General features: G+C 63.5%; 22 protein-coding genes. 7 read left to right on the forward strand and 15 right to left on the reverse strand.

The genetic code is table 11. The features are described from left to right. The first annotated feature begins 17 nt into the window (after positions 1–17). On the forward strand, positions 18–1,415 hold the full coding sequence (locus AB4074_RS12485; protein WP_441413656.1) for an AAA family ATPase: 1,398 nt from the start codon (positions 18–20) through the stop codon (positions 1,413–1,415). 27 nt (positions 1,416–1,442) lie between these two features. On the opposite strand, the gene AB4074_RS12490 is transcribed toward AB4074_RS12485, so the two are convergent. Together AB4074_RS12490 and AB4074_RS12495 are read right to left on the reverse strand one after the other, a co-directional pair. Beyond that, positions 1,443–1,688, reverse strand: a complete 246-nt coding sequence (locus tag AB4074_RS12490) for a hypothetical protein (protein WP_441413657.1) — start codon at positions 1,686–1,688, stop codon at positions 1,443–1,445. Positions 1,689–1,763: 75 nt separating this feature from the next. Next, entirely contained in the window at positions 1,764–2,396 is a 633-nt protein-coding gene (locus tag AB4074_RS12495) for an SGNH/GDSL hydrolase family protein (RefSeq protein ID WP_441413658.1), read from the reverse strand. Between the two features lie 439 nt (positions 2,397–2,835). Here AB4074_RS12495 and AB4074_RS12500 point away from each other — a divergent pair, with 439 nt between their 5' ends. Then, positions 2,836–5,445: a bifunctional lysylphosphatidylglycerol flippase/synthetase MprF gene (locus AB4074_RS12500; RefSeq protein WP_441413659.1), complete on the forward strand. Its 2,610-nt coding sequence runs from the start codon at positions 2,836–2,838 to the stop codon at positions 5,443–5,445. Here the strand turns inward: AB4074_RS12500 and AB4074_RS12505 are convergent. From AB4074_RS12505 to AB4074_RS12520, 4 genes are all read right to left on the reverse strand, one after another. Then, positions 5,431–7,260, reverse strand: coding sequence for a glycoside hydrolase family 15 protein (locus tag AB4074_RS12505; protein ID WP_441413660.1), 1,830 nt, complete (start codon positions 7,258–7,260; stop codon positions 5,431–5,433). The genes AB4074_RS12500 and AB4074_RS12505 overlap by 15 nt on opposite strands. A 41-nt stretch (positions 7,261–7,301) precedes the next feature. Further along, positions 7,302–7,877, reverse strand: a complete 576-nt coding sequence (locus AB4074_RS12510; protein ID WP_441413724.1) for an adenylate kinase — start codon at positions 7,875–7,877, stop codon at positions 7,302–7,304. A 106-nt stretch (positions 7,878–7,983) separates the two neighbouring features. After that, positions 7,984–8,916, reverse strand: coding sequence for a threonine/serine dehydratase (locus AB4074_RS12515; RefSeq protein WP_441413661.1), 933 nt, complete (start codon positions 8,914–8,916; stop codon positions 7,984–7,986). A gap of 65 nt (positions 8,917–8,981) precedes the next feature. Next, positions 8,982–9,254, reverse strand: coding sequence for a hypothetical protein (locus AB4074_RS12520; RefSeq protein ID WP_441413662.1), 273 nt, complete (start codon positions 9,252–9,254; stop codon positions 8,982–8,984). Between the two features lie 205 nt (positions 9,255–9,459). Here AB4074_RS12520 and AB4074_RS12525 point away from each other — a divergent pair, with 205 nt between their 5' ends. The 4 genes from AB4074_RS12525 (at position 9,460) to AB4074_RS12540 (ending at position 14,988) form a co-directional block, all read left to right on the forward strand. Next, entirely contained in the window at positions 9,460–11,634 is a 2,175-nt protein-coding gene (locus AB4074_RS12525; RefSeq protein ID WP_441413663.1) for a transglycosylase domain-containing protein, read from the forward strand. A gap of 221 nt (positions 11,635–11,855) precedes the next feature. After that, positions 11,856–13,565 (forward strand): alkaline phosphatase family protein, encoded by a 1,710-nt coding sequence (locus AB4074_RS12530; protein ID WP_441413664.1) that lies wholly within the window; start codon positions 11,856–11,858, stop codon positions 13,563–13,565. A gap of 173 nt (positions 13,566–13,738) precedes the next feature. Further along, entirely contained in the window at positions 13,739–14,080 is a 342-nt protein-coding gene (locus tag AB4074_RS12535; protein WP_441413665.1) for a hypothetical protein, read from the forward strand. Between the two features lie 200 nt (positions 14,081–14,280). Next, positions 14,281–14,988 carry an MFS transporter gene (locus AB4074_RS12540; protein WP_441413666.1) on the forward strand — a complete coding sequence of 236 codons (708 nt, stop codon included), beginning with the start codon at positions 14,281–14,283 and terminating at the stop codon, positions 14,986–14,988. Between the two features lie 35 nt (positions 14,989–15,023). Here the strand turns inward: AB4074_RS12540 and AB4074_RS12545 are convergent, their stop codons facing one another. Further along, positions 15,024–15,323 (reverse strand): hypothetical protein, encoded by a 300-nt coding sequence (locus AB4074_RS12545; RefSeq protein ID WP_441413667.1) that lies wholly within the window; start codon positions 15,321–15,323, stop codon positions 15,024–15,026. Positions 15,324–15,640: 317 nt separating this feature from the next. Further along, entirely contained in the window at positions 15,641–16,309 is a 669-nt protein-coding gene (locus tag AB4074_RS12550) for an alpha/beta fold hydrolase (RefSeq protein ID WP_441413668.1), read from the reverse strand. A gap of 191 nt (positions 16,310–16,500) precedes the next feature. Between AB4074_RS12550 and AB4074_RS12555 the strand changes: the two genes are divergently transcribed. Next, positions 16,501–18,006: a CYTH and CHAD domain-containing protein gene (locus AB4074_RS12555; RefSeq protein ID WP_441413669.1), complete on the forward strand. Its 1,506-nt coding sequence runs from the start codon at positions 16,501–16,503 to the stop codon at positions 18,004–18,006. A 55-nt stretch (positions 18,007–18,061) separates the two neighbouring features. Here AB4074_RS12555 and AB4074_RS12560 read toward each other — a convergent pair whose 3' ends face one another. The 7 genes from AB4074_RS12560 to AB4074_RS12590 all read right to left on the reverse strand — a co-directional run bounded on the left by AB4074_RS12560 (position 18,062) and on the right by AB4074_RS12590 (position 24,578). Further along, positions 18,062–18,364 carry a DUF4193 domain-containing protein gene (locus AB4074_RS12560; RefSeq protein WP_059389433.1) on the reverse strand — a complete coding sequence of 101 codons (303 nt, stop codon included), beginning with the start codon at positions 18,362–18,364 and terminating at the stop codon, positions 18,062–18,064. Between the two features lie 61 nt (positions 18,365–18,425). Continuing rightward, complete coding sequence (locus AB4074_RS12565; RefSeq protein ID WP_441413670.1) at positions 18,426–19,199, reverse strand: copper homeostasis protein CutC; 774 nt, start codon at positions 19,197–19,199, stop codon at positions 18,426–18,428. 27 nt (positions 19,200–19,226) lie between these two features. Further along, a complete protein-coding gene (locus AB4074_RS12570) occupies positions 19,227–20,426 on the reverse strand; it encodes an ROK family protein (protein WP_441413671.1) in 1,200 nt (399 codons plus the stop codon). Positions 20,427–20,428: 2 nt separating this feature from the next. Then, positions 20,429–21,445 (reverse strand): ROK family protein, encoded by a 1,017-nt coding sequence (locus AB4074_RS12575; protein ID WP_441413672.1) that lies wholly within the window; start codon positions 21,443–21,445, stop codon positions 20,429–20,431. Between the two features lies 1 nt (position 21,446). Then, entirely contained in the window at positions 21,447–22,286 is an 840-nt protein-coding gene (locus AB4074_RS12580) for a carbohydrate ABC transporter permease (RefSeq protein ID WP_345447285.1), read from the reverse strand. Then, a complete protein-coding gene (locus tag AB4074_RS12585) occupies positions 22,287–23,249 on the reverse strand; it encodes a carbohydrate ABC transporter permease (protein WP_441413673.1) in 963 nt (320 codons plus the stop codon). A gap of 30 nt (positions 23,250–23,279) precedes the next feature. Continuing rightward, on the reverse strand, positions 23,280–24,578 hold the full coding sequence (locus AB4074_RS12590) for an extracellular solute-binding protein (protein WP_441413674.1): 1,299 nt from the start codon (positions 24,576–24,578) through the stop codon (positions 23,280–23,282). Positions 24,579–24,679: the final 101 nt, after the last annotated feature.

Below are 24,679 nucleotides of genomic sequence, written 5' to 3' on the forward strand. Positions count from 1 at the left end.
CCTGCTAGGGTCTGTGCATGGATGAAAAACTGGGGAAATTCATCGAGGACTTCGGAACACTGACAAGGCTGGCCCAGTTTGGGTTGGACCATGCCGATGACGGCGAACAACTTCTGCAGGCACTGACCGGGCACCTCACCGTTCCCGCGCACGAACTTTCCGTCGTGACGGAGGAGATCCCGCAGCATCGCTTGGTGGATGTGGACATCGTCATGGAAGGGCTGGCTGGCCGCGACCCGGACTGGCGGCTGGTAGGAATCGGCGGCGGCGATCAGCGCCACCATATGTCGTTCAGCGACATCTTGCAGCAATCCCGCAGCTACCCGCGTTTCCCCCTCGCCCAGCCGGACTTCACCAACCTCGCCACTGGTCCGGACCACCAGCGCCAGGCCGTTGCTCTGGGGCTCTGGCTCTTCAGCTACTCCGGATCGCCCGTAGCGGTCCTCCAGCGCGGTGCCAAGTTGGATCGCAGCCGGCAAACCGCATCACTTGAAGTCCTGGCCATCCACCCTGGGGTCGCTTCCGAGCTTCTTGCCGAGGTGCGGCGCGAAATGGAACACCAAAGCGTGTTCAAAGGCCAGGTCATCTCGCTCGCCGTCAGCGACTACGGGCCGAGCATCAGCGGGGTGACCTTCATCAGGCGTCCGGAACTCGCCAACAGCGACGTGGTCCTGCCCGACGGGCTCCTCGATAAGGTGGAGGCCCACACCCTGGGCATTGCCCGGCAAACGGACATCCTTGCGGCTCACGGACAGCATCTCAAACGCGGCGTCCTGCTCTACGGCGCCCCCGGGACCGGCAAGACACACACGGTCCGGTACCTGCTAAGCCAAAGCGAGGGCACGACGGCGGTGCTCCTCTCCGGCGGTTCGCTCGCCAGGATTTCCGAAGCGGCCAAGATCGCGAGGGCCTTGGCGCCGTCCATCGTGGTGCTGGAGGATTGCGACCTGATCGCTGAAGACCGCGGCTTTGGCCATGGCCCCAAACCGTTGCTCTTCGAGGTGCTCGATGCGATGGACGGGCTCGACGACGACGCCGACGTCGCTTTCGTGCTGACCACGAACCGGGTGGACCTTTTGGAACGGGCCCTCGCCCAGCGGCCAGGACGCGTTGACCTGGCGGTGGAAATCCCGCTTCCGTCCAAGCACGAGCGGGTGGAACTTTTGCGGCTGTATTCCGACGGACTCGCGTTCTCCCCCTCGGCGATCGAAGCCGCCGCGGCCCACACGGCCGGCACCACGGCGTCGTTCGCGAAGGAACTCATCCGACGATCGGTGGTCGCGGCAGCGTTGGCGGGCCAGCCTCCCACCGATTCACACTTGAGCGACGCAGTGGGCCAACTCATGGCCGACGGCGAAGCCCTGACCCGTAGCCTGCTCGGGAGCAACGGCCGCGAACCCTTCGCAAAGGAGTAGCTCAAGCTCAGAGCGCCAAGGACGCGCTCACTCCGCGGTTCCCTTTTGTTCGGGTTCCTGGTCCGCGGGCGTCCATGTGAGCTTGACCGTGGCTCCGTCGTTGTTTTCGTCGATCCTCATGCGCAGTTCCTCGCCATAGAGGAACTCGTGTTCAAAATGCCGTCCGTCAATGCGAGCCGCATCCAGGAGCTTCGTCATCGCCGTTGCCATCGCCCGGCCCCAGTCATGCGGATTCTTGCTGGACGCTTGTTCAAGGGCTGAATAGCTGACCATAAATCAATTGTTCTCCGGCGCGCGGACTTCTGCCAGCTTCAATCTCGGCGCAGGGTTCATGACCTTTGGGATGGGTCAGTTGGCGGTGTCCGGAGGCAAGCGAAGTCCCGCTGCGGCCATGTCCGCTCCGAGTACACCACCGAGCTTGGCATGCCCGGCCGGGTTCAAGTGCACACCGTCCACGAGATCGCCCTCCACGTGATATTTGGTGATCCAGTCCCCAACGCTAAAGAATGTCGCTCCGGCCTTTGCCGCAATGTCGCCCAGCAGTGTGTCAACCTGCGTACGGCGGCCCCCGCCAGCGTCGGCGCCCTTGGCGAGGGTTCCGATCATCGCGATCTTCGCCAGCGGATACCTCTTTCTGAGGGCTGCGATGAGCCTGTTGGCATTGCTCGTGATCTGCTCATCACTCACTTTGCGGGCGGCGTCGTTGCCTCCGCCTTGGACCACGATCAGGGGTGGTGTTCCGTAGGGGAGTACCCAGTCTCCGCGTTGCAGCGCGTCGATGTAGTTGCCAGTGTCGCTCGTGCCGGCTACGAAGCCCGTGCCTCCGCGGCCAACTGTGTACACCTTGTAGCCGATGGAGCCCAGGGCTGCCCGTGGCCAAGATCCCTCAGGCTGGGCCTGGGAGTCCCCAATAAGGACGGCGGTGTGCCGGACGTCCGCGAGGATGATTTCGTTCCGGTTGTTGCTGGGGTTCTTGTACAAGGACCCCACAGGAAGCTTTGACGGACCCTGACCGGAATCAGGTTTCTTGGGACTTTGGCCCGCTGCCGCTGGACTCCCCGAGGGGGCAACCGGTGCCGCTGTCTGCCTTCCGCCGGATGAGTCGCTCGGTTGAGCAGGCGCCTGTGAACAGCCTGCCAAAAGGACTCCGGCGGCGATCACGGATGCAGCGGAGCGGAATATGCGAGATTTGTGCATCGACCTGTCCCGGGCTTGCTTTCTGTTCGTTTAAGAGTTGTAGAAGCAACTTTCCATTGCTCATAGACCGGTGGCGGAACGAGCCGACAGCCTGCCTACGTCGGAGTCTATTGGATCGGGACGGGGAAGGTCACGGCGAGGTGGGAATTATCCTCGCCGGACGCCCGGTGTGGAAGAATTTCATTTCGCAGCCCCATCCTTCCGACGCACAGAGAGGAACCCCGTGCACGCACCGGCGCCCGAGCCGGAAACCCAAGCTGTCCCCGATGTCCGCTTGCGGCGATCACGGACGGGAAGACTGCGCTCAGCGCAGCTCACGTTGGGTTTTGTCATCGTCTTCTGGGGATTGGGAGCGCTAACCTACAGCCTCGCCACGGGGCCGGATGCGCAATTGCGGCTCAATTTCGCCCTTACGCCCCGCTCGATACCTGATCACTGGTGGGCCGCTGTGACCTCCGCTTTCTGGGCGAGGGACCTGACGGGCTATGTTCTGGAAACTGCTTTGGTGCTGCTGCTGGGTATTCCGTTGGAACGGCGAATGGGACGGCGGGCGTACGCAATCGCCGCGGTCTCCACCCAGATTCTGGGCGTTGGCATTGCCCTTGGATTCCTTGCCTTGGCCCAGGGGTTGCTCGGCAGCTGGACAGCGGAGATAGGGAGCCACCTCTTCGTGGGCCCTAGTGCGTTCATCATCGGTACCGCCATGGCGGGTACTGCGTCCATGGCGACCTTGTGGAGGCGCCGGATCCGGCTTGTCGCCTTCGCCTTGTTGCTCCTCCTGGCCCTGTACAGCGGAGGGTTTGCGGACTTGGTCAGGCTCGGCGCCGCAGGTGCGGGCACGGTCCTCGGGCCGCTGCTGATGGGCCGGCGGCCGCGGTTTGCGCGCCCGGTCAGTTCCCGGCACGAAGGCCGGGTGCTGCTCTCGCTGCTCATTGCCGCATCGGCGATCGGTCCGGTAGTCGCCGGCCTCATACCGCATGCTGTAGGACCGCTGTCCATCCTGCGTTTCCTGTTTACCAACATCCAGCCCGTCGATCCCCAAACGCTCCAGGGCGTGTGCTCGGATCCGGCGCAAGCGAAAGACTGCGCCGTCGCGCAGCTGCAGTTGCGCGCCGGGGCTGGCGGAATCTTCATGGCCATCCTTCCGTCCTTCCTCCTGCTGTTGCTTGCGGAGGGCCTCCGCCGCGGACGGCGCTTTGCCTGGGTGGGGACCCTTTTGATCCAAGTAGGCCTTTCCGTCCTGGCCGGAATTGCACTGGCCGGAGTCTTGCAGCCGACTGCTTCGGCTACCGGCGCGAGCGAGGGGATTGTCGCAATCGAAGGATCGGCTTCCTCGCAGCCGTTCACCCTGGCCTTGCCGCTGCTTCTGCCCCTCGCGCTGACCATTATTCTGCTCGCGACCAGGCGGCTGTTTCATGTCCAAGCGCCGAAAGGGACGTACAGACGCCTCGCTGTGCGGGTACTTGCAATAGCGGCTGTGCTCAGTGTCGTCTATGTCGGCGCAGGGCTCTTGCTCGCGCAGGAATTCTCCCCGGTACCAGGGCTGCCGGATCTACTGGCGGATGTCCCTGACCGGTTCCTTCCGCTGGGCTTCGTCCTGGATGTGCCCCCGGCGATATTCCCCCAAGGCACGGCCGCCGTTCTCGTATACGAAGGCGTCGGAGTCGTCTTTTGGGCGGTCGCGGGTGTCCTGATCTTCAGGACCTTCCTCCACCAGGCCCACACCCGGCACGACGCCAGTACGGAGCGTGCCCGGAAGGCCATCAAGACATGGGAGGGAAGCTCGCTGTCCTGGATGACCACTTGGCCGGGAAATATGTACTGGTTCTCCGCTTCCGGGCACTCCTTTGTTGCTTACCGCGTCAGCACGGGGGTTGCGCTCACGCTGGGCGGCCCGGTGGGACCCAAATCCGAGATGACCGCCGTCTTCGAAGAATTTGCCCGCTACTGCAGGGGCAACGGGTGGACGCCGTGTTTCTACTCCGTACCCCAGGAATTGCGCGACCACGCGGATTCCTCCGGATGGAGCTCCGCGCAAGTAGCCCAGGAGACGGTCCTGCCATTGCATTCGGTCTCCTTCAAGGGAAAGAAGTTCCAGGACATCCGTACGGCGTTGAACAATGCCGCGAAGGCGGGCATCCGCTACGAATGGACGAGTTACGCCTCGGCTCCTTTCTCGGTCCAGGTCCAGATCGAGGAAATCTCCGAAGAATGGGTAGCAGACAGGAACATGCCCGAAATGGGCTTTACCCTGGGAAGCCTCGACGAACTCGACGACCCCGAGGTGCGCTGCCTGCTTGCGATCGACAAACGCCACACGGTCCACGCAGTCACGTCCTGGTTGCCCGTGTACCGCAACGGGCACATCGTGGGCTGGACCCTCGATTTCATGCGGCGCCGTAGCGGCGGCTTCCGTGCCAGCATCGAATTCCTCATCGCTTCCGCGGCCCTCAGCCTCAAGGATGAAGGATGCGAATTCTTGAGCCTCTCCGGAGCACCCCTGGCTCGGGTCGAAGAGGATCTTTCCGAGATGCCGCTCCCAAGGCGACGATCCCGGCCTCCCGGCAACCTCGACCGCTTGCTCGACTGGTTGGGGGCGACTTTGGAACCGGTGTACGGGTTCAGGTCCCTCTTGGCCTTCAAGGCAAAATTCCAGCCCCGGTACGAGCCGCTCTACATGCTCTACCCGGACGCCGCTTCGCTGCCTGCCGTCGGGACCGCAGTGGCACGGGCCTATCTGCCAATGCTCAACCTCGGAGCGGGGCTGGCCTTGGCAGGCCGGATCTTCCGCTGGCCAAAGCGCTCCGGAACGTCAGGTCTAAGCCGCCCCTGAGGCCGACGACGACGTCTCTGACGACTCCGACGGGGAGCCCGACGTCGGGACCCCGCCGATCGGGACATTGCTGTGGTGCGCTTTGCCGTGGTGAAGTTGCAAAGCACTGAGCACCAGGCCGAAATGGCTGAAGGCCTGGGGCGTATTGCCGAGTTGGCGGCCCGCATGTGCGTCCCATTCTTCACTCAAGAGGCCCACATCATTGCGTAGGGCCAGGAGCCTCTCGAAGAGGGCTGTCGCCTCTGCCCGGCGCCCCGCGCCCAAGAGGGCGTCGACCATCCAGAAGGAACACGCAAGGAAGACGCCCTCCCCGCCCGGCAGTCCGTCGTCGCTGTCTTGCGGACGGTAGCGCAGCACAAAGCCGTCTTCCGTCAGCTCACGCTGGATGGCGTCAATGGTGCCGATCACGCGCGGATCGTCGTGCGGCAGGAAGCCCACTTTGGGGATGAGGAGAAGGCTCGCGTCCAGCTCCTTGCTCCCGTAGGACTGGACGAAAGTATTGCGGTCCGCGTCGAATCCGTGGGTCATGACTTCGTCATGGATGGTGTCCCGCAAGGCCTCCCAGCGATCTAGCGGACCGGGCATCCCGGATTCACGGATTCCGCGGACCATGCGGTCAGCCGCGACCCAGGCCATCACCTTGGAGTGCACGAAGTGGCGCCGCGGGCCGCGTACTTCCCAGAGCCCGTTGTCCGGTTTGTCCCAGGTGCTCTCGAGGTGGCGCATCAAGGCGGTCTGGATAGCCCACGACTCATCGCCAACAGTCATCAGCGACGCCCGGGTCAGGGACAGGCAATCAAGGACTTCCCCCCAGACGTCCAGCTGGAGCTGCTCCGCTGCCGCATTCCCGATGCGCACGGGCTTCGAACCCTGGTATCCGGAAAGCCACGTCAGCTCCGTCTCGGGCAATCGCCGGCGACCGTGCAGGCTGTACATGATCTGGAGGTCGGCCGGGTCACCGGCCACTGCGCGAAGTAGCCAATCCCGCCACGCGCTTGCCTCGTCGGTGTAGCCCGCGGCGAGGAAGGCTTGAAGTGTCAACGTGGCATCACGCAGCCAGCAATAGCGGTAGTCCCAGTTCCGCGGCCCGCCGATCTGTTCGGGGAGCGAGGTTGTGGCGGCGGCAACAATGCCCCCGGTAGGCGCATAGGTGAGGGCCTTCAGCGTGATCAAGGAACGCTGAACGGCTTTCCGGTAGGGTCCCCGGACGTTGCAACGCTTGGACCAATCCGTCCAGAATGTTGCCGTGTCGTCAAGGGCGATATCTGCCTCGACGGTGCGGGGCCGCCGTTCGTGGCTGGGTGCCCAAGTCAGGACGAAGGGGATGTGGTCACCGGCGTTCACCGTGAACTCGCTGACCGTGGTGAAGTCCTTGCCTACCAACGGCGCCGGGGTCTTGAGGTAGACGGAGTCCGGACCGGCAACGGCGCGGAGGCCGTGCCTATCGCGGCGCACCCAGGGCACCACGTGTCCATAGTCGAACCTCAGGATCAGTTCTCCGCGCATCTTGACCGTCCCGCGGATCCCTTCCACCACGCGCACGATGTCCGCGACGGCGTCGCGCGGCGGCATGAAGTCGATGACCCGGACGTGCCCTTCTTTGGTTTCCCACTCCGTTTCCAGGATGAGCGTTCCGTCCCGGTACTGGCGGCGCGTGCAGATTCCCCCGGTTTCAGGTGCCAGGAGCCAGCGTCCTGCTTGGGGGGAATCCAGGAGCGCGGCGAAGCATGCGGGCGAATCGAAACGCGGGAGGCACAGCCAGTCTATGGAGCCCGCCGTGCTGACCAGGGCTGCGGTGTGCAGGTCCCCGATCATTGCATAGTCTTCGATTCTTTGGCCGGTAGACGGTTGACCGTTCACAGTCCCTTCCCAAGTGCTGATTCGATGGCGGCTATGGCCTTGGCCGTGATCTCTTCCCGCCGGCCGGAACCATCCACGGCGAGCACGATTCCGCGCTCGGAGTATCGCTCGACCACGGCCTGTGTCTCGTTGCGGTAAAGCTCCAGGCGACGCCGGATCACCGGTGCCGTGTCATCGCTTCGGCCCTGTTCCTGCGCCCTGAGGAGCATCCGCGCGACGAGCTCGTCGTCATCGACCGTTAGTTCGACGACGGCATCGAGCTGCTGCCGGTTGCCGGCCAAAATGCCGTCCAGTGCCTCGATCTGCGCCGTCGTTCGGGGATATCCGTCCAGGAGGAATCCTGCCAGGACATCGGCGTTGCCAAGCCGCTGACGGACCATGGCATTCGTGACGTGATCCGGGACGAACTCGCCGCTGTCCATGTACTTGCTGGCTTCGGCTCCGAGTTCTGTCTTGCCGCCGACGTGCGCGCGGAAGATGTCTCCCGTGGAAATGGCAGGTATGCCGAAATGACCGGCGATGTGCTCAGCCTGGGTACCTTTGCCCGAGCCAGGAGGCCCCATGATGATCAATCGCAAGTGTCACCTGTCCGTTCGTGAAGCGGTTTTGCGTGCCCCGGCGTTGTGGCTCGAGCTTAGCAACTGTGGAGCGCTCGCGGCAGGGCTGCGGCTGGCTGCTTCAGACCGTCGCGGGGTCGGTGTTGGCGCCGCAGAGGATCACGGCCACCCGTTCCCCTTCGGCCGGAACATACGCTCCGGAGTTCACGGCCGCGAAAGCGGCGGCTGCGCCATGTTCCACGACAATCCGGTATTGCTCCCAGAGCAGGGCGCGCGCCGCGGCGATGTCGTCGTCGGACACCAGGACCGTCCGGACGCCGGTGCGGACGGCCACCTCGAAGCCGATCCGGCCGATCTGCCGGGCGCCCAGGGAATCTGCGGCGATGCCGGAGACGGCTACGTCAACGGGTGCGCCCGCAGCGAGGGCCGAATAGAGGGTGGGAGCATTGTCCGGCTCGACGCCGACAACCCTGGCGTGGCCTTCGACGGCGGCCGCGATTCCCGCCATGAGCCCGCCGCCTCCTACGGCCACCACCACGGTGTCTATCCCGCCCAGTTGTTCCAGGAGTTCCGAGCCGACGGTGCCGGCGCCAGCGGCGATTTCGGCTTGATCGTAGGCGTGGCAATAGACTGCACCGGTTTCCGCGGCAAAGTCGAGGGCGGCCTCAAACGCTTCGGCGTACTCGGTTCCGCGCTGGACCACCGTGGCTCCGCTGGCCTTGAGTTTCTTGACCTTCACGGGGGGTGCGGTTTCGGGGACAAAAACGGTCGCCGGCACACCGAGTTGCGCCGCGGCATAGGCATTCGCCAGGCCCGCGTTGCCTCCCGAGGCGACAACGATTCCAACATCGTCCTTCAGCTCACCGCGCTCCCGCGCGGCGAGCACGCGGTTGAAAGCACCCCTCGCCTTGAACGTCCCCGTGTGCTGCATGAACTCGCATTTGAACCACAATTGCCCGGGCACCGTTCCGGCATCCGCTTCGAAAACGGGGGTGCGGCGGATCCTCCCCGCAATCCGGGCGGCAGCTTCGTCGACGTCGACGCGTGTGATCATAGGAAGTCCTCGTTCCGTGCGGTCCGTTCTTGGGCAGGCGCTAGCCTCAGGCTATCGCCTACCGCTTAGAGGGACTCGACGTCGGCCGTTCCGAGCTGCTGCCGGCGGGCCTCGCGGTTCCGCCACCAACGGCGGGCAAGGTCAACTGCGGCCCAGATTCCGGCGAGGGGAGACAGCACGACGACGCCGTAGATGAAAATCATCCACGTCAGGATGGCCAAGGGCTGCTGCGCTCCGCTCAACCAGGACAACCCGCCGAGCAAGCCGATTGTCCAGAACAAAACCACGCCCAAGAGCACTGCTCCCGCCGGAAAGTACTCGCTCCTCACAACAGCCATCAGTGTCTCCACCGGCTGCCACCTGCCTTCCATCACCGCACCCGAATAACTTCAGTATGCATCCGGGAAAACGCCCGACACGGCCAGCGCGCGGGCGAAGTGACGAACATAACCGTTGGGGCCGTGTCGCCACGGATTTCCGGGCCTATGTGACGGGTGGAACGGCGGCGTAGTCTGTAAACACGCACGGTTGATAGCTGGAAAAATGGCTCCGAAGAACAGCCCGAAAAGTGGTTTGGCCAGGGTCCTGCGAAGGGTCTTCGGATTCTTCGTGGTGAGTGCCATCTGTGGCGTGCTGGCCGCCGGATTGGTAGTCGCCGGTGTGGCGTCGGCCGGGATGGCCGTCAGCGGTTCGATCAAGTACTTCGACAACCTTCCGGGTGACCTGGTGGTGAACGCGCCGTCGCAGTCCACAAAAGTTCTCAGTTCCGACGGAAAGACAATCGCCACCTTCTATGCGGAGAACCGGGTGAGGGTCAGCCTCGACCATATGTCCCCCTACATCAAGGACGCGATTGTCGCCGTCGAGGACAGCCGCTTCTACGAGCACGGCGGCATCGATCCCCAAGGGATTCTCCGGGCATTAGCGTCCAACTTCACGAAGGGCACCAACGAGGGCGCGTCGACCCTCACCCAGCAGTACGTGACAAACGTACTGAACGAGTCCCGTCTGGCGGCAGGCCAGACCGGTCAGGTGGTGCTCAGCGGCCAGAAGACCATCGGTGACAAGCTGCGCGAGATGAAGCTCGCCGTCGAACTCGAGAAGAAATTCACGAAGGACCAGATCCTGGAGGGCTACCTCAATATCGTGTTCTTCAACCGGGACGCGTATGGCATCGAAGCTGCGGCGCAGCACTTCTTCAGCGTCTCAGCCAAGGACCTCAGCCTTCCACAGGCCGCGCTGCTCGCCGGCCTGGTCAACAGTCCCAGCTACTTCGACCCCTCCGTCCATCCGGACAACTCCATCCAACGCCGCAACCTTGTGCTGTCCGACATGCTCGCGCAGCACAAGATCCAGCAGGCTGCGTATGCAGCGGCCGTCGCCACTCCCATCAAGCTCAACATCACCCCCGGGAAGCAAGGCTGCGCCGCAGCAGACATGGCCGTGTATTTCTGCGACTATATCTCCCACCTCATCCTCAATGATCCGGCCTACGGTGCCAGCGTCACGGACCGGGAACAGCTTCTGTACCGCGGTGGCTTGACGATCACCACCACCTTGGACAGCCGCTTGCAAGTAGTGGCACAGCAGCAGGTCGATGCCACGGCAGGGGCCAACCCGGACAAATGGGGCGCCGCCTTGGTCTCGGTTCAGCCCGGCACGGGCAAGATCCTGGCGATGGCGCAGAACACCGTGTTCCTCCCTGAACCCGGAAAATTCGATACCCAACTGAACTTCAACGTCGATTCAAAGGACGCCAACGGCAATGACCTGAACGGAGCCGGAGGGTTCCAGCCAGGTTCCGCCATGAAGCCGTTCACTTTCACTGAGTGGCTCAACGAGGGCAAGTCCATGACCACAGAGGTGGACGCCTCGCGGCGCACCTATCCACTCGGATTCCCCTGGAAAGACAGCTGCGGGAAGGTGCTGGGCGGTTACAGCACCGCCCAGAAGATCGCCGGCCTCGGTACAGCGGACGACCTCCGCAACAACGACGAGGGGTACTACCGCCCGATGCCCGTCAACTACGGGCTCTACAACTCCATCAACACCGCAACCTTTGCCGAGGCCGCCCAACTGGACTTCTGCGGTATCCAGAAAGTGGTGGATGCGGTGGGTCTCCACAGTGGCGTGGACAACGCATCCGTGAACATGCACCAATTGGGCAATCTCCTCGGCGGGACGGAAATATCGCCGCTCGTAATGGCCGACGCCTTTGCTACGTTCGCCAATGACGGCACGTACTGCGCACCGATCGCCATTGTGGGCATCACGGATCCATCCGGCGGGAAGCTGCCCGCCCAAGCCAGTTCATGCCGCCCGGCCATCAAGCCCGAGGTTGCCCGCGGCGTCGACTCCGTGCTCCAGGACGTCCTGAAACGGGGATCCGGCATCTACATTCAACCGAAGGTCCAGGATTTGTTCCCTACCGCGGCAAAAACGGGAACGAACAACAGCAACGGCTCCACCTGGGTGGTCGGATTCACCACCGGGCTCGCCACCGCGTCTTTCTTCGGCGACACCATGGCAGGACAGAGCCGGCCCGGACAGAACGTCACCATCAACGGCAAGTTCTACACGGCCATCGACGGCTACATGCTGGCTGGCCCCCAGTGGGCCAACTACATGACGCAAGTAGCCGGGCTGTACCCGGCGGCAGCCTTCCCGGCGCCGCCCGCGTCCATGGCGGGGACACCCACGCCGACTCCTTCCCGCTGAGCTTCAGAATTCCTGTCCAGTAGCACGCATACCCTCGGTCACCCGGGGGTATGCGGATTTCCTGTGAGTTTCGGAAGAGTTCGGCTACCCGCAATTGAACCTATCGTGAACGTTTCCGCGGTGAGGCCCAATCGGCGAGACGGATCCCCTCGCCACAACAAGAATCATCCGGGGACGCATTCACGATCGATAAGCACGTAATAGCGAAGGGTCTTATTTTGATGAAGACAGCCAAGAAAAACGGGCTTGCCACAGCAGCAGTCCTGGGGGCCGTGCTCATGGCCGGATCCGCGGTGGCGCCGGCGATGGCCGACGACGCTTCCCGCGGCGTCCAGGACGTCAAGGGCCAGCAAGGATCAGACAGCAAGGGCCAAGGCGGCCAGGGCGAAACATCGAAGCACGTCCTGCTGCTTTCGGTGGACGGGCTCCACCAGAAGGACCTGGATTTGTACGTGAAGAACCACCCGACGTCGGCACTGGCGTCGCTGGTCAACCACGGCACCAGTTATACGCACGCCCAGACTCCCGTGCCTTCGGATTCCTTCCCCGGCATGGTCGGCCAGCTGACCGGTGGAAATCCCGGGACAACCGGCGTCTACTATGACGACACCTTCAACAGGGCACTCCTGCCGGCAGGCACAACGGACTGCAAGAACACTGCGCCCGGCGCGGAAGTGGCCTTCACCGAAGCCGCCGACAAGAACCAGAACGCCCTCGACGCCGGCCAGGGCCTGCCCGGGCTTCCGGCGAGCATCCTGAACATGACGGGACAGCCCGGCGCACTCCTCGACCCGGCCGCGCTCCCGGTTGACCCGGCAACTTGCAAGCCGGTGTACCCGCACCAGTACTTGAAGGTGAACACGGTTTTCGAGGTGGCGAAGAGCGCCGGCCTGACCACGGCGTGGTCGGACAAGCACCCGGCCTACGAGATCCTGAACGGCCCCTCCGGCAAGGGCCTGGATGACCTGTTCACCCCTGAGATCAACAGCAAGGCTGCCGCTCCGTTCACTGGCGACTGGACGCAGGACAACGCCGCAACCCAGCAGTACGACGGCTACAAGGTCCAGGCCGTGCTGAACGAAATCGACGGCAAGGACCACTCAGGCACCAAGGCGGCCGCAGTACCGGGCATCTTCGGGATGAACTTCCAGGCCGTCTCGACGGCTCAGAAGCTCCCGACGTCGGACGGCCTCACCGGCGGTTACCTCCAGGGCGGCACCGTCCCCGGGCCGCTCTTGAGCAAAGCCCTGGACTTCGTCAACGCCTCCGTGGGTAAGTTCGAGTCCGCGCTGGCGGCTTCCGGCCATGCAAAGGACACCACGGTGATCCTTTCTGCCAAGCACGGGCAGTCGCCGATGGACGCTTCGACGCTGACGAGGGTGCCTGACAGCGCGATCATCGACGGCCTGAACGCAGCATGGAAGTCGGCCCACCCCGGCTCCGCGGACCTCGTGGTGTTCTCCACCGACGACGACATCATGCAGCTGTGGCTTTCGGACCACTCGCAGGCCGCAGCGCAGTTCGCCAAGGACTACCTCGCAACGCACAGTGCCGCCGGGAACGACATCAACGGAGCTGCCAAGACCGTGACAACCTCGGGGTTGAGCAAGGTCTATGCGGGTAGCGAAGTTGCAAACTACTTCGGCACCCAACCCAGCGATGCACGCTACCCGGACATCCTGGGGATCGCCCAGACCGGCGTTGTTTACACAGGCGGCAAGTCCAAGATCGCCGAACACGGCGGAGCCAGCGCGGACGACCGCGATGTGCCGCTCGTGATCTCCGGGGCCAATGACGAACACGCCCGGACGGTGACCACCACGGTCGAGACGACGCAGATTGCGCCGACCATCCTGAAGACCCTTGGCCTGGATGCGAACAAGCTGCAGGCCGTTCAGATCGAGGGGACCAAAACCCTCCCACAGCGCTGATCCAGCGCGCTTCGAACTCTGGAGGGGTTCCACGGCCGGACGGCCGAGGGACCCCTCCCTTGTACTCATCCGAGCCTGGGCTGTACGAAAAGGACCGTTCCGCTGGCTAAGCCTGCATTGGGCGCCACGCCCCGTCTGCTTACAATCAAACGTCAGCAACTACTGAGGGAACCATGAAGAAAATCACCACAACCCTGCTCGCGGCCGGGCTCCTCCTCTCCGCTTCAGCCTGCTCGGCACCGCAGCAGCTGAGCACCGCGGACACCTGCAGCCGGGTCAAGACCGTCATCTCGAACCCCACGAACACCACGGACAAAACGGGAACCATCCGCGTAGCCAACCAGCTCCGCCCGATCGAAGCCGTGTCCTCGGATGAGCTGAAGCCCACCCTGAAGACGCTTGTGGACTACCTGGACGAGTCCTCGAAGGACAAACCGGATACCGCGAAGCTCGATGCCATGAAGAACGATTACCAGAACGCGGGCACCAATTACAGCAAGTACTGCAGCGGCTAAAGGCGGTTTGCATTCCCGACCCGAGGACTGGCCATGGGCGCCCGGTCCTCGGGCGGCCGGCGTCGGCACGGGCGTCCGCTCTGTCGGTTTCAGCGTGCCAGTGAACGGACGCTGAAAGCCCATGGCCGCCCAGACTTCCGGTCCGCTCATTGCCGGCGGCTTGGTCACGCTCCTGGGAGCTCCCCTCGCCGTCCTGGCAGATGCCGCATCCTACCTATTTTCCGCGCTGGCGATCTCCCGGGTTCGCGTTCTGGCGCGGTCTCCGCCCGGAGATCGCCGAGGGACTCCGCTGGGTCTACCGCCACCGCGTCCTTGCACCAATGGCCGTCGGATCCCACGTGTGGTTCCTCTCCAACAGCATGCTCGGAACCGTCTTCGTGTCCTTCGTCCTGCTCGAGCTGAGGTTGTCTCCGTTCGAACTTGGCATCCCGCTTGCGGCCGCTGGAGCCGCCGGGCTGATCGGAAGCAGCTTGTCGGCCAGGTTCGGGATGAGATGGGGAGCCGGACGGGCGGTGATCATCTGCAATGGCTTCATGTCGATCGCTTGGGTGATCATCGCCGTCGTGCCTGCCGGCAGCGGCGAGAAGTGGCTCGTGATTCTCTTCCTGGCCGCCGGGCAAGCCCTCTATGGACTCGCCCTCGGGCTGAGCAACGCGAACGAGATGGGCTACCGGCAAGCGGTAACCCCGGACCACCTGCAGGGACGCATGAACACCACAATAAGGTCCGCGAACCGGGCGATGATTGTGGTCGGCGCACCCGCCGGCGGCCTGCTCGCGGTATCAATCGGGTACCAGCCGACGCTGTGGATCGGTATCGCGGGATTCGTGGCGGCGGCGGTGTTCCTTGCGGCATCGCCGTTCCGTTCGGCGCGGCACGGAGACGCTGTTCAGGGCAGCCTCAAGTAACGGCTGCAGTTCCGCGGTCCGCGACCCGCAGCCCGTTACAGCGCGGTGTGCTTCCCGAACGGATGGTGGCCCGTGGCTGGCTGTCCGTGGCTCCCCAGCCATTCGGACAGGGCCTCGCGCAGGATCTCGCTGGGCGTGAGGCTGAGCGTTTGCGAAGCCGACTCCAAGGCGCGATCCAGGTCCTGGGGAATCTGGAAATCCAGGGGCGAGGGATGGTTGCTTTCCCGGGCATCGGCAGGCAAACCATCACCGCGCAACAGCTTGCCGACGGCTGGCTTCATGTCGTTTTCGGTCCACGCCGAAAGGTGCTCGAAATGAGTCACGTCTCGTGTCATGATTTTCCCTCCCAACAATCAAGCATCCTCCGTTGGCGGGCTGCAGTCACCATCTACGAGTAATTACTCTCTAACTATCGCGAGGTTTGTTCCTTCGGGCGTCAAGCGGACCGCAACAGTATCGCCGTCGAGTAGCAAGGCGGAGGTCGACCGGGCCCGTTCGAAGACCCAGGAGTCGCGGAACGGACCCGGCGCTCACGCTTAAGGGTGAGACCGCGACGGACATCGATCAGCGCAGGGCTGGTGCCGTCAGAGTGATCTTAGGGCTTGGGCCGATTCCGGTCTAGGGAATCGGACGCCCGGGATCGCAAAAAAGTTCATCGACGCAAGAGGTAGTCCGCAACGCCAGCCGGATTCGACAGCCCAAGGAGATGCCCGCCGGGAAGGACATCCGGTTCAAGCGCGAGGCGATTGCGGGCCACCCTGCGTTGGAACCCGAGCGGGAAGAACCGGTCCCCCTCGCCGCTGAGCACTCTGATGGGCACGGCAGGCCACTCCATGAATTCGCAGCGCGACGCGAAGACTGCGTTCGCCTCGGGCCGCTGGTGCGGTTCCCCCTCGGCCGCCACCTCCTGCGGAACGTCATGAAGGAAGTACTCGTTCACATCGAACTCTTCGCTGTAGCCGCCGGCCACGGCAGCACTCTTGCGTGCGTCCTCCCAGCCCGTGTTGTCCCACCATGCACCAGGGGTCTCACCCGGGTTGGGAATCATCGCGTTGACGAACACGATCTCCGCGACGCCAGGCCGGGCGCCCACCATGGGCGCCGTGAAACCGCCAAGCGATTGCGCAACAAGCACGACGTCGGTTCGGCCACTGATTGCCGCCCCAACCAAGCGCGCGTACTCGGGCAGGCCCGCACTTTCGTCGTCTCCCGGCAGATCAACGGCTACGGCATCGTGGCCTGCCTCTTGCAAGAGGGGGACGACGCGGCTCCAATACCAGGCTGAGCCACCTGCTCCGGGCACCAGCACGAACGCGTTCACGAGGCATCCCCGGAGAAATCATCAACAAACGGACCAAGGCTCGGCGTCGAAGTCATGCCCACATTCTTCCCCAGATCCCCGCGCCCGCAAGGGAGCCGCTGGAGATACCTTGGCCCGGTCTTTCCCTGCCAGAGGCCTAGTGGGAGGATGCCTATAGGTGCGGTCAAGCTACGAGAAGGACGGGAAACGACATGTCGGCCCAGGAATCCGTGGAAACAGAACGCAAGTATGACGCTGACTTGGAAACGCCCCTTCCCGCGTTCGGGGACATTGCCGGCGTCGATCAAGTCGCTGACCCTGCAGATCATCAACTCGAGGCCGTCTACTTCGACACGGACGGCCTCATCCTCGCCAAACATCGCATCACCTTGCGGCGCCGAACCGGCGGCACCGATTCAGGCTGGCATCTGAAACTGCCGGCAGACCGCGGCACACGCGTGGAGATACAGGCGCCGCTGGGGCAGCCTGAGACCGTTCCAGAGGAACTGGCAGAGAAGGTCCTCGTGTTCACCCGCGACGACGAACTAAGGCCCGTAGCGCGGATCCACACCCGCCGCACTGTGCACCGGCTGCACGGTAGCGAGGACGTCACCCTGGCCGACTTCGCGGATGACCACGTGACAGCCGAGACCTTGCACCCAGTGCAGATGGAGAGGAAATGGCGGGAATGGGAAATAGAGCTGGTCCACGGCGATGAAGCCCTGTTTGAGAGTGCGGAGCGCGTCTTGTCAGGGACCGGCGCAACCCCCTCGGGGCACGCTTCCAAGCTGGCCCGCGCATTCGGAACCGCTTGGCCAGCCGCCGTGCCGGCGCCACCGAAAGCCCGACCGAAGGGTTCTGCGGGAGACGCAGTAGTTGCCTACATTGCCGCGCAGATTGCCGAAATCACCGCGCTGGACTCCGGGGTCCGGCAAGGCGCCGACGACGCCGTTCACCGCATGCGCTCGGCCGCCCGCAGGCTCCGCTCGACTTTGTCCGCCTACGGCAGGCTCTTCGACGCCGATGCCGGGGATCGGCTCAAGGCCGAACTGAAATGGCTGACCAAGGTCCTGGGCAAGGCCCGGGATGCAGAGGTGCTGCGCGACCGGATCGGGGAACTGCTGAATGACCAAGCCGATGGCGTCGTGCCCGCTACAGCCGCCTCCAGGATCAGCGACGAACTCGAGACCGCCTTCAACTCCGGTTACCGCGAGATGCTCCGCTCCTTGGGAACGAAACGATATTTCCGGCTCTTGGACGGCCTTGAAACGTTCCGCGACGAGCCTCCTACAAGACCTCGAGCCGGAAAGAAGGCCCGTCCCGTCACGGCCAAGCTCACCGCGAAAGCGATCAAGCGGGTGCGTCGTTCCCAGAAGGAAGCGGCCCAGCAGGCTGGCGCGCAACGTGACATGGCATTGCACCAAGTCCGCAAAGATGCGAAACGGCTGCGGCATGCAGCCGAAGCCCTGCAGGACGTCCACGGTAAACCCGCTGCGAAGCTGGCACGCAACGCCCAGAAGATCCAGAAGATCCTAGGCGAGCACCAGGACAGCGTTGTAAGCCGTTCGGTGCTGCTCCGCCTCGCAAACGATACCGTCGGGTCAGTGGAGGACAACTCGCCTTACGGCCCTCTGCTCGCTGCCGAAGAGCAGCGAGCCGCGGACTCCGGGGCCCGCTATGAAAAGCTCGCCAAGAAGAAGCGCCTGAATCCCCTGTGATGAACGCAACAGTGTGGGACGCAACTGTGAGGGACCGGGCTGGGCCTGAAGTGAATCAGCCTTCGCACTCCACGCAGTACGCGTGGCCGTTCTTTTCACGGGCGATTTGGGAGCGGTGACGGACGAGGAAACACGAGTAGCACGTGAACTCGTCTTCCTTCTGGGGAACGACCGCAATGATCAGTTCCTCAGCTACGAATTCGCCACCTGGTACCTCATTGCCTTCAAAAGCATCGGCTTCGTCCAGCTCCCGCACAACGCTGCGAGCGTCCGGAGCATTGGCAGACTGCAGGGCCTGAAGTGACGTGCTTTGGGATTCCGCGACGTCGGAGCGGAGTTCGTCGTAATCGGTTGCCACCTGGTGTTATCTCTTCTCTTGTATATTTGCTGGCGAATGTGCAACATACACCATGCAGCTGCTATTCCCCACATAGTGGCGAAAATCGTGGCCCGATCGTCATGTCAGCTTTCGCGGCGCGCATTGCCCTGACCATCCGCTCCACTGTCGCCGGATGCGTGACTGAGCGTATCCCATCCCCGCCGCCTGGCCCGGACGGGGCGGAATCGACCATGAGCTTACGGCCTGAGAAGTGTATGTCACGGATTCCCGCCGCCAAAAGCGCAGGAACAGCCTGCTCAGTGACACCGCCGCCGGCCATGACGGAAACCTCACTGGGTAGGGCAGCGAGCATGCGTTTGAGCATGTCAATACCGTTGCCGGCGGCCCGGGCTGCGCCCGAGGTGAGAATGCGCCGCGCACCCAGCCGGGCGGCGTCGTCCACGGCTTGAAGCGGATCCCGGGCCGCATCCACCGCACGGTGGAACGTTAGGAAGGTCCCGCCCGCCGCATCGATCAGCGCTTCGGCGCCCGCGACGTCGACGTCGCCTGAAGCGGTCAGCAGTCCGACGACCACCCCGTCGGCGCCGAGGGCAAGTGACTGCCGGACATCCCGCCTCATGACCTCGATTTCACCCGGTGTATAGATAAAACCGCCCGGCCGCGGGCGGATAAGCACGTGGACGAAATCCTGGCGACCGGCGCCGAGCGCGAGCTCGGCAGCTGCCCCAACGAGGCCGGCGCTCGGGGTGAGGCCGCCGGTCTCAAGCGCTGAACAGAGCTCGACGCGGTCCGCGCCGGCTTCGATGGCACAGCGAACACCGTCCAGGTCCTGGACGCATATTTCAATCTTCATGGTTCCTTCGTCGGACGGGCCGAATCTTCACGAGGCGAGCACGGTGCGCAGGCATAGCTGCCCCGCGCCTAGCAGGCCTGCCTGCGAACCGGCGAGCGAGGCTTCGATCACGATGTTCTTGGTGGCGAGCGGATGGCAGCTTTCGTATAGCTGCGAGCGCACAGCGGCGACATACGGCTCCAATTGCGAAAGTCCGCCGCCCAGCACCACCACATCCGGGTTCACGAAATTCACCACAATGCTGAGGGTCTGCCCCAAAATCCGGCCGGCAGTACGGACTCGCGTCGTGGTGTGCGGGTCGCCGTTGTTGACCTGCCGGACAATGTCGTTGACGTCCGCTGCATCGATCCCGACGGCGGCCAGGTCACGGATGATGGCGGACCCGCTGGCCACCGTCTCCAGGCAGCCTCGGTTGCCGCAAGAGCATGGCCCGTCGCCCGCGGCCGGGATCTGCACGTGGGCGATGTCTCCGGCAGCGCCGGTGGAGCCCCGGTAGACCTGCCCGTCAATGATGAGCCCGCAGCCGATCGCGGCACCTGCTTTGAGGAACAGCGTGTTCTGCCGGACCTTGGAATCGGGTGATTCCCGCTGGCGCAGCGTGTGCTCACCCAAAGCCATCATGTTGGCGTCGTTGTCCACAACCGCCAAAGTCCCGAATTCCTCGGCAAGCCAATTCCGGACTTTGAATTCGTGCCAGCCACGCATCCTGGACGGCGAGTCGAGCGCACCCAAGGCAAAGTTGACCGGACCGGGCAAGGACATCCCTACGCCGCGCAGCGGAGGGTCGACGGCCGGATCGCTCAGGGCACGCATCATCGCCGCGGCCTGGGGCAGAACCACTTCGGGGCCGTCGTTGATGTCGATGGTCCTGATTTCGGAGACAAGCAGATTGCCGGAGAGGTTGAGCCTGCCGACCCACAAATGATGGGCACCCAAGTCCGCCGCAAGGATGAAGCCCGCGTCCGGGACCAGTTCCAGGAGGGTGGGCCTCCGGCCTCCGGTCGCCGAACCTGAACCGCTCTCGCTGATGAGCCCGGCTTCCATCAGCTCGTTCACCTTGATGGTGATGGTGGACGGGGCAAGGTTCAGGGTGCGCGCGAGGTCGGCGCGGGACCTCGCCCGGCCGCTGGCGATCATGGACAGGATGCTGGAGGAGTATTCGGTCAGCGCGATGTCCCGGGGGCCGGTTCTTTTCACGGTCTTGGCGTAGGAAGGCTTGTAACCCAAAGTCAGTCCCTCCAGGGGCTCGGTATCTGCCGCCCGCCGGTGGGCCGCTCTTTGCAGAGTAGCTGACGGGCCTGCACCGCGCCGCCGAGAAGCCCTGCCGAAGAGCCGAACCGCGCAGGAAGTAGCAAGGGCCTGCGGTGGAAACTCAGGATAGAGTCCAGCCGTTCCGCCACCGGGACAAGGAGCGCGTCGCCGGCATTGGACAGGCCGCCGCCGAAGATGACGGCCTGCGGTGCCAGAAGGGCGACGCTCTGCGCGATCGCCAGCGCGAGCCCGTCATATGCCTGGTCCAGGACCTCGACGGCGGCCGAATCACCCGCTGCTGCGGCCTCCATGACTTCCTTCGCGCCAACCACGGGCACGCCGGACACGGCTGAATAGTTGCGCGCGATGGCGGACGCCGAGGACACCGTCTGCAGGCATCCCGACGCTCCGCAAGTGCACGGGATGGCCGTTGTGCTCGTGAGTGGCTCCATGCGGGCATGGCCGATTTCTCCGGCGTATCCGTCGCCGTCGTACACCTCGCCGTCCAGGATGACCGCACTGGCGATCCCGGTGCCGATGACCAACACCAGGGCGTTCCGCAGCCCCTTCGCGGCACCCAGGCGGTGCTCTGCCAAACCGGCCACCTGCACGTCGTTGCCGAGCACCACAGGAAGCCCTACGCGCGCCTCCAACGCGGAGGAGAGCGCGAAGTCGGTCCAGCCTAGATTCACGGCGGAGACCACGACGCCCGTGCTTGCATCCACAATCCCCGGCGCGTTGACGGCGATTGCCTGGGGCCGTCGATCCGGGGGCTCAGCTCGGTAGGTGGCGACGAGGCCGGACAGTTGGTCCAGGAACTCCCCAGGCGAGGCTATGGCCGTTGGCGTGGTTCCCTGGTGCGCGAAGCGGCCGGTGGAATCCACGACCCCGTATTTGAGGTCGGTTCCGCCGACGTCGAAAACCATCACCGGAGCGCCCGGTCCCAGAATCAACGACGTCGGCGGGGAGCCGGCGGTTTGTACGCTCAGCTGCATGTCAGCCTTTCACCGCACCAGCAACGAGGCCCTGGGCCATCTTCTTCTGGACGATGACGAAGAGAATGATGACGGGTAGCGCCATGAGGGTGGACCCGGCCATGATCCCGCCCCAGTCCGTTGCCTGATTCTGGCCGCTGAAGCCTTGAATCCAGAGCGGAAGTGTCTTGCTGTTGTCGCTGCTCAGCAGGACAAGTGCCAACGTGTATTCGTTCCACGCGGCCAAGAAGGCGAAGATCCCGGAGGCCACGAGTCCGGAGCCCAGCAGCGGAAAGGTCACCCGGAAGAATGCGCCCATTCGGGAGCAACCGTCGATCATGGCAGACTCTTCGAGCTCCACCGGGACCCCGTCAACGAATCCCTTGAGCATCCAGATAGTGAAAGGCACGGATGCCCCGATATACAGCAGGCTCAGGCCGAGGACGGAGTTGAGCAGGTGCCAGCTGTCGATCATCTTGTACTGGGAAATGAACATGGCTTCAGCCGGGATCATCTGGATCACGAGCACCGAGATGATGACGATCTTGCGGCCTTTGAATCGAAAGCGGCTGAGCGCCATGCTCGCGAAAAAGGCGAAAAGCAGCGCAGCCACCACCACAATCAGGGCAACGCCGAAGCTCATCCGCAGGGCGGACCAGAAGCGGCTGTCGTGGAGCACTGTCTCGTAGTGCGCCCAGGTAAAGTCGAGCGGCAGGAATGACGGCGTGCGGGACTGCAAGGCGTCGTCCGTGACGAGCGAATTGTTGACCAACCAGTAGACCGGGAAAATCCACAGCAGACCGAAGACCAGGCCCGTGATGTTGGCCGCCGAGCGGCGGACGGGGTTGGGTTTGAGGGCCATTCAGACTTCTCCCTGCTTCAGGAATTGGGTGACATAACGCCACGTGAGGAGCAGCGTGATCAGCAGCATGATCAGGGCGGTCGCGGAAGCCACGCCGTAGTCGCCGCCGGACAAGCCCACCTGGTAGACGTAGGTGCCAAGGACGTTGGTCTGCTCGGTGATGCCGCCGTTTTTCTGGAGGATGAAGATCTGCGTAAAGACCCGCAGGTCCCAGATGATTTCGAGGATCGTGACCAGCAGGAGAACCGGGGCGATGGTGGGTACCGTGATTTCGCGGAATTGCTTCCAGCCGTTGGCGCCGTCCAGCGTTGAGGCCTCCAGCATGGACTCATCGATCTGGGTGACCGATGCGTAGACCATGAAGACCACCAGCGGCACGCTCATCCAGATGACCAGGATGGCGGCTACTGCGAAGAAGGTCAGGGGGTTGGAAAACCAGTTGTAACCGGCCATCCCCTGCAGTCCCAGTCCGGCCAGTGTCCAGTCGACCACCCCGGACCTGGAATCGAAGATCCACTGGAACACCTGGAGCGAGGACAACACGGGCATCGCCCACGCGAGCAGCATGGCGGCCTGGACGAAGACGGAGACCGGGCGCGAGAGTTTGGTGAGCAGGAGCGCGCCTCCGATCCCGATGGCCATGGTCAGTGCGGCACACACAAGGCAGAAGGCAAGGGATCTTCCCAGGGTGAGCCAGAATGCCGGATCGCCAAGCACCCGTGTGAAATTGTCGAGCCCTGCGAATTCCGCGGGTTTGCCGAACTGCTGCTCAAGGGAAAAGTGTTGGAACGCCATGGTGATTTGGCGGAGCAACGGGTAGCCCATGTCCACCAGGACAATAAGCACCGCGGGAAGCAGAAGGATGTATGGCAGGGGGTTGCGCCTGCGTTTCCTCGGGGCCGCTGCTTCAGTCCGGTCGGGGAGGATCCCTTCCGGTTTCGCACGCGTACTGGTTACGGTCATGGCTTCGGTCCTTTCTGCTTCCCGCCGGGCCTACTTGCTGTTGAGGATTTCGGTCATTTTGGCGTCGACCGTCTTGGCCAGCCCAACGGGGTCCTTCAGCGCGCCCATGGCCACGAAGAAGTCGTCAATCACCTTGGCGCTCTCCACCAATGCCCAGTTCTTTGCTGCCGGGGTGCCCACGGAATTCCTGACGGCCTCGACGGTGACCTTGGACAATTCGTCCTGCCCGAGGGCTGCGGCGTAGTTCAGGTTTCCGGGGACCCAGCCTCCCTCGGTCGCGAAGAACTCCTGGAATGGCTTGCTGAAGATGAGTTTGAGGGCCTCCTTGGCCAGCCCCCGCGCCTTGCTGTTGTTCGAGATGGCCACGTTGGAACCTCCGGCAAAAGGATTGCCCACGGCGTCACCCTTAGGCGACGGGAAGTTGAAGTACCCCACCTTGCCGGCGTCGAGGAGCTCCTTCTTGATCTTCTTCAAATGGAAGTTGAAGCCGAAGAACATTCCCGCCTCGCCCGTGTTGAAGGCGGTGTACGGCTGTGAACCGATGGTCGAATCGGTGATGGTTCCGGTGCTGGAGCCGGTAGTCCATAATTGCTGGAGCTGGGCGATGGCCTTCTGGCTCTCCGGCGAGGACAAGCTGCCTTCCCATTTCCCGTCCTTCTGCACGGCCAGTCGTCCGCCATTGCTGAAGACCCAGGCGAACGCGGACTGTGATGAAATCCCTGGCAGGAACATCCCGGAAAAGTGTGCGTTCTTCTCGGGGTTGCCGGTCTGGATCTTCGTTGCGACGGCGGTCAGCTCATCAATGGTCTTCGGTATCGCGAGCCCGAGCTGCTGGAACATGTCCTTCCGGTAGAACACGATCCGGCTTCCGGCGTAGAAGGGTGCGGCGTACATCTTGTTCTCGAAGCTGCCGAGTTCCACGAGCGATTTGGTCAGATTTGCACCGCCCAGCTCTTCTTTCATACCGCTCAGATCGGCCAGTGCTCCCACCGCACAGAATGTGGGCGCCTGCGTGTTGCCAAGTTCGATGATGTCCGGCGTCGATTCGGCGCTGGCAAGGGCTGTTTGCAGCTTCGGGACGATGCCATCCCACTCCTGCTGCTCGATGGTGAGAGTCGAGCCCTGGAACTTGTTTTCGAACTCCTGCTTCAGCCACGCCTGGGCCTTGTCAGACACGGAGTCCTTCATGAACCAGACCCGCAGCTTTGCCGGAGTGGAGAGGCTGTCCGAAGAGACGGAGCCCGAGGCCTCGCCACATGCGGACAGCAAGGCTGCGGCACCCAGGGCTCCGCCCAGACCGAGCAAACCACGTCGACTAAGTTCTTTCATCGCTTCCTCCACTTTGAACTCACAGGGTCGATTGACCATGCAGCAAACGAAATCATGGAGGAATGATGCTTCGGAAGGGCCGCTAACTTAGTTCAGAATCG

Origin of the sequence: Arthrobacter sp. 2MCAF14 (assembly GCF_052115645.1) — a bacterium.
Taxonomy (GTDB): domain Bacteria; phylum Actinomycetota; class Actinomycetes; order Actinomycetales; family Micrococcaceae; genus Arthrobacter.

Bases quoted from the DNA above. Each gene is read 5' to 3' on its own strand.
- AB4074_RS12565 (WP_441413670.1), bottom strand. From the start codon at position 19,199: ATGAAGATTGAAATATGCGTCCAGGACCTGGACGGTGTTCGCTGTGCC.
- AB4074_RS12545 (WP_441413667.1), bottom strand. From the start codon at position 15,323: ATGACACGAGACGTGACTCATTTCGAGCACCTTTCGGCGTGGACCGAA.
- AB4074_RS12575 (WP_441413672.1), bottom strand. From the start codon at position 21,445: ATGCAGCTGAGCGTACAAACCGCCGGCTCCCCGCCGACGTCGTTGATT.
- AB4074_RS12590 (WP_441413674.1), bottom strand. From the start codon at position 24,578: ATGAAAGAACTTAGTCGACGTGGTTTGCTCGGTCTGGGCGGAGCCCTG.
- AB4074_RS12580 (WP_345447285.1), bottom strand. From the start codon at position 22,286: ATGGCCCTCAAACCCAACCCCGTCCGCCGCTCGGCGGCCAACATCACG.
- AB4074_RS12535 (WP_441413665.1), top strand. From the start codon at position 13,739: ATGAAGAAAATCACCACAACCCTGCTCGCGGCCGGGCTCCTCCTCTCC.
- AB4074_RS12525 (WP_441413663.1), top strand. From the start codon at position 9,460: ATGGCTCCGAAGAACAGCCCGAAAAGTGGTTTGGCCAGGGTCCTGCGA.
- AB4074_RS12540 (WP_441413666.1), top strand. From the start codon at position 14,281: ATGCCGCATCCTACCTATTTTCCGCGCTGGCGATCTCCCGGGTTCGCG.
- AB4074_RS12530 (WP_441413664.1), top strand. From the start codon at position 11,856: ATGAAGACAGCCAAGAAAAACGGGCTTGCCACAGCAGCAGTCCTGGGG.
- AB4074_RS12520 (WP_441413662.1), bottom strand. From the start codon at position 9,254: ATGGCTGTTGTGAGGAGCGAGTACTTTCCGGCGGGAGCAGTGCTCTTG.
- AB4074_RS12585 (WP_441413673.1), bottom strand. From the start codon at position 23,249: ATGACCGTAACCAGTACGCGTGCGAAACCGGAAGGGATCCTCCCCGAC.
- AB4074_RS12490 (WP_441413657.1), bottom strand. From the start codon at position 1,688: ATGGTCAGCTATTCAGCCCTTGAACAAGCGTCCAGCAAGAATCCGCAT.
- AB4074_RS12515 (WP_441413661.1), bottom strand. From the start codon at position 8,916: ATGATCACACGCGTCGACGTCGACGAAGCTGCCGCCCGGATTGCGGGG.
- AB4074_RS12555 (WP_441413669.1), top strand. From the start codon at position 16,501: ATGTCGGCCCAGGAATCCGTGGAAACAGAACGCAAGTATGACGCTGAC.
- AB4074_RS12485 (WP_441413656.1), top strand. From the start codon at position 18: ATGGATGAAAAACTGGGGAAATTCATCGAGGACTTCGGAACACTGACA.
- AB4074_RS12505 (WP_441413660.1), bottom strand. From the start codon at position 7,260: ATGATCGGGGACCTGCACACCGCAGCCCTGGTCAGCACGGCGGGCTCC.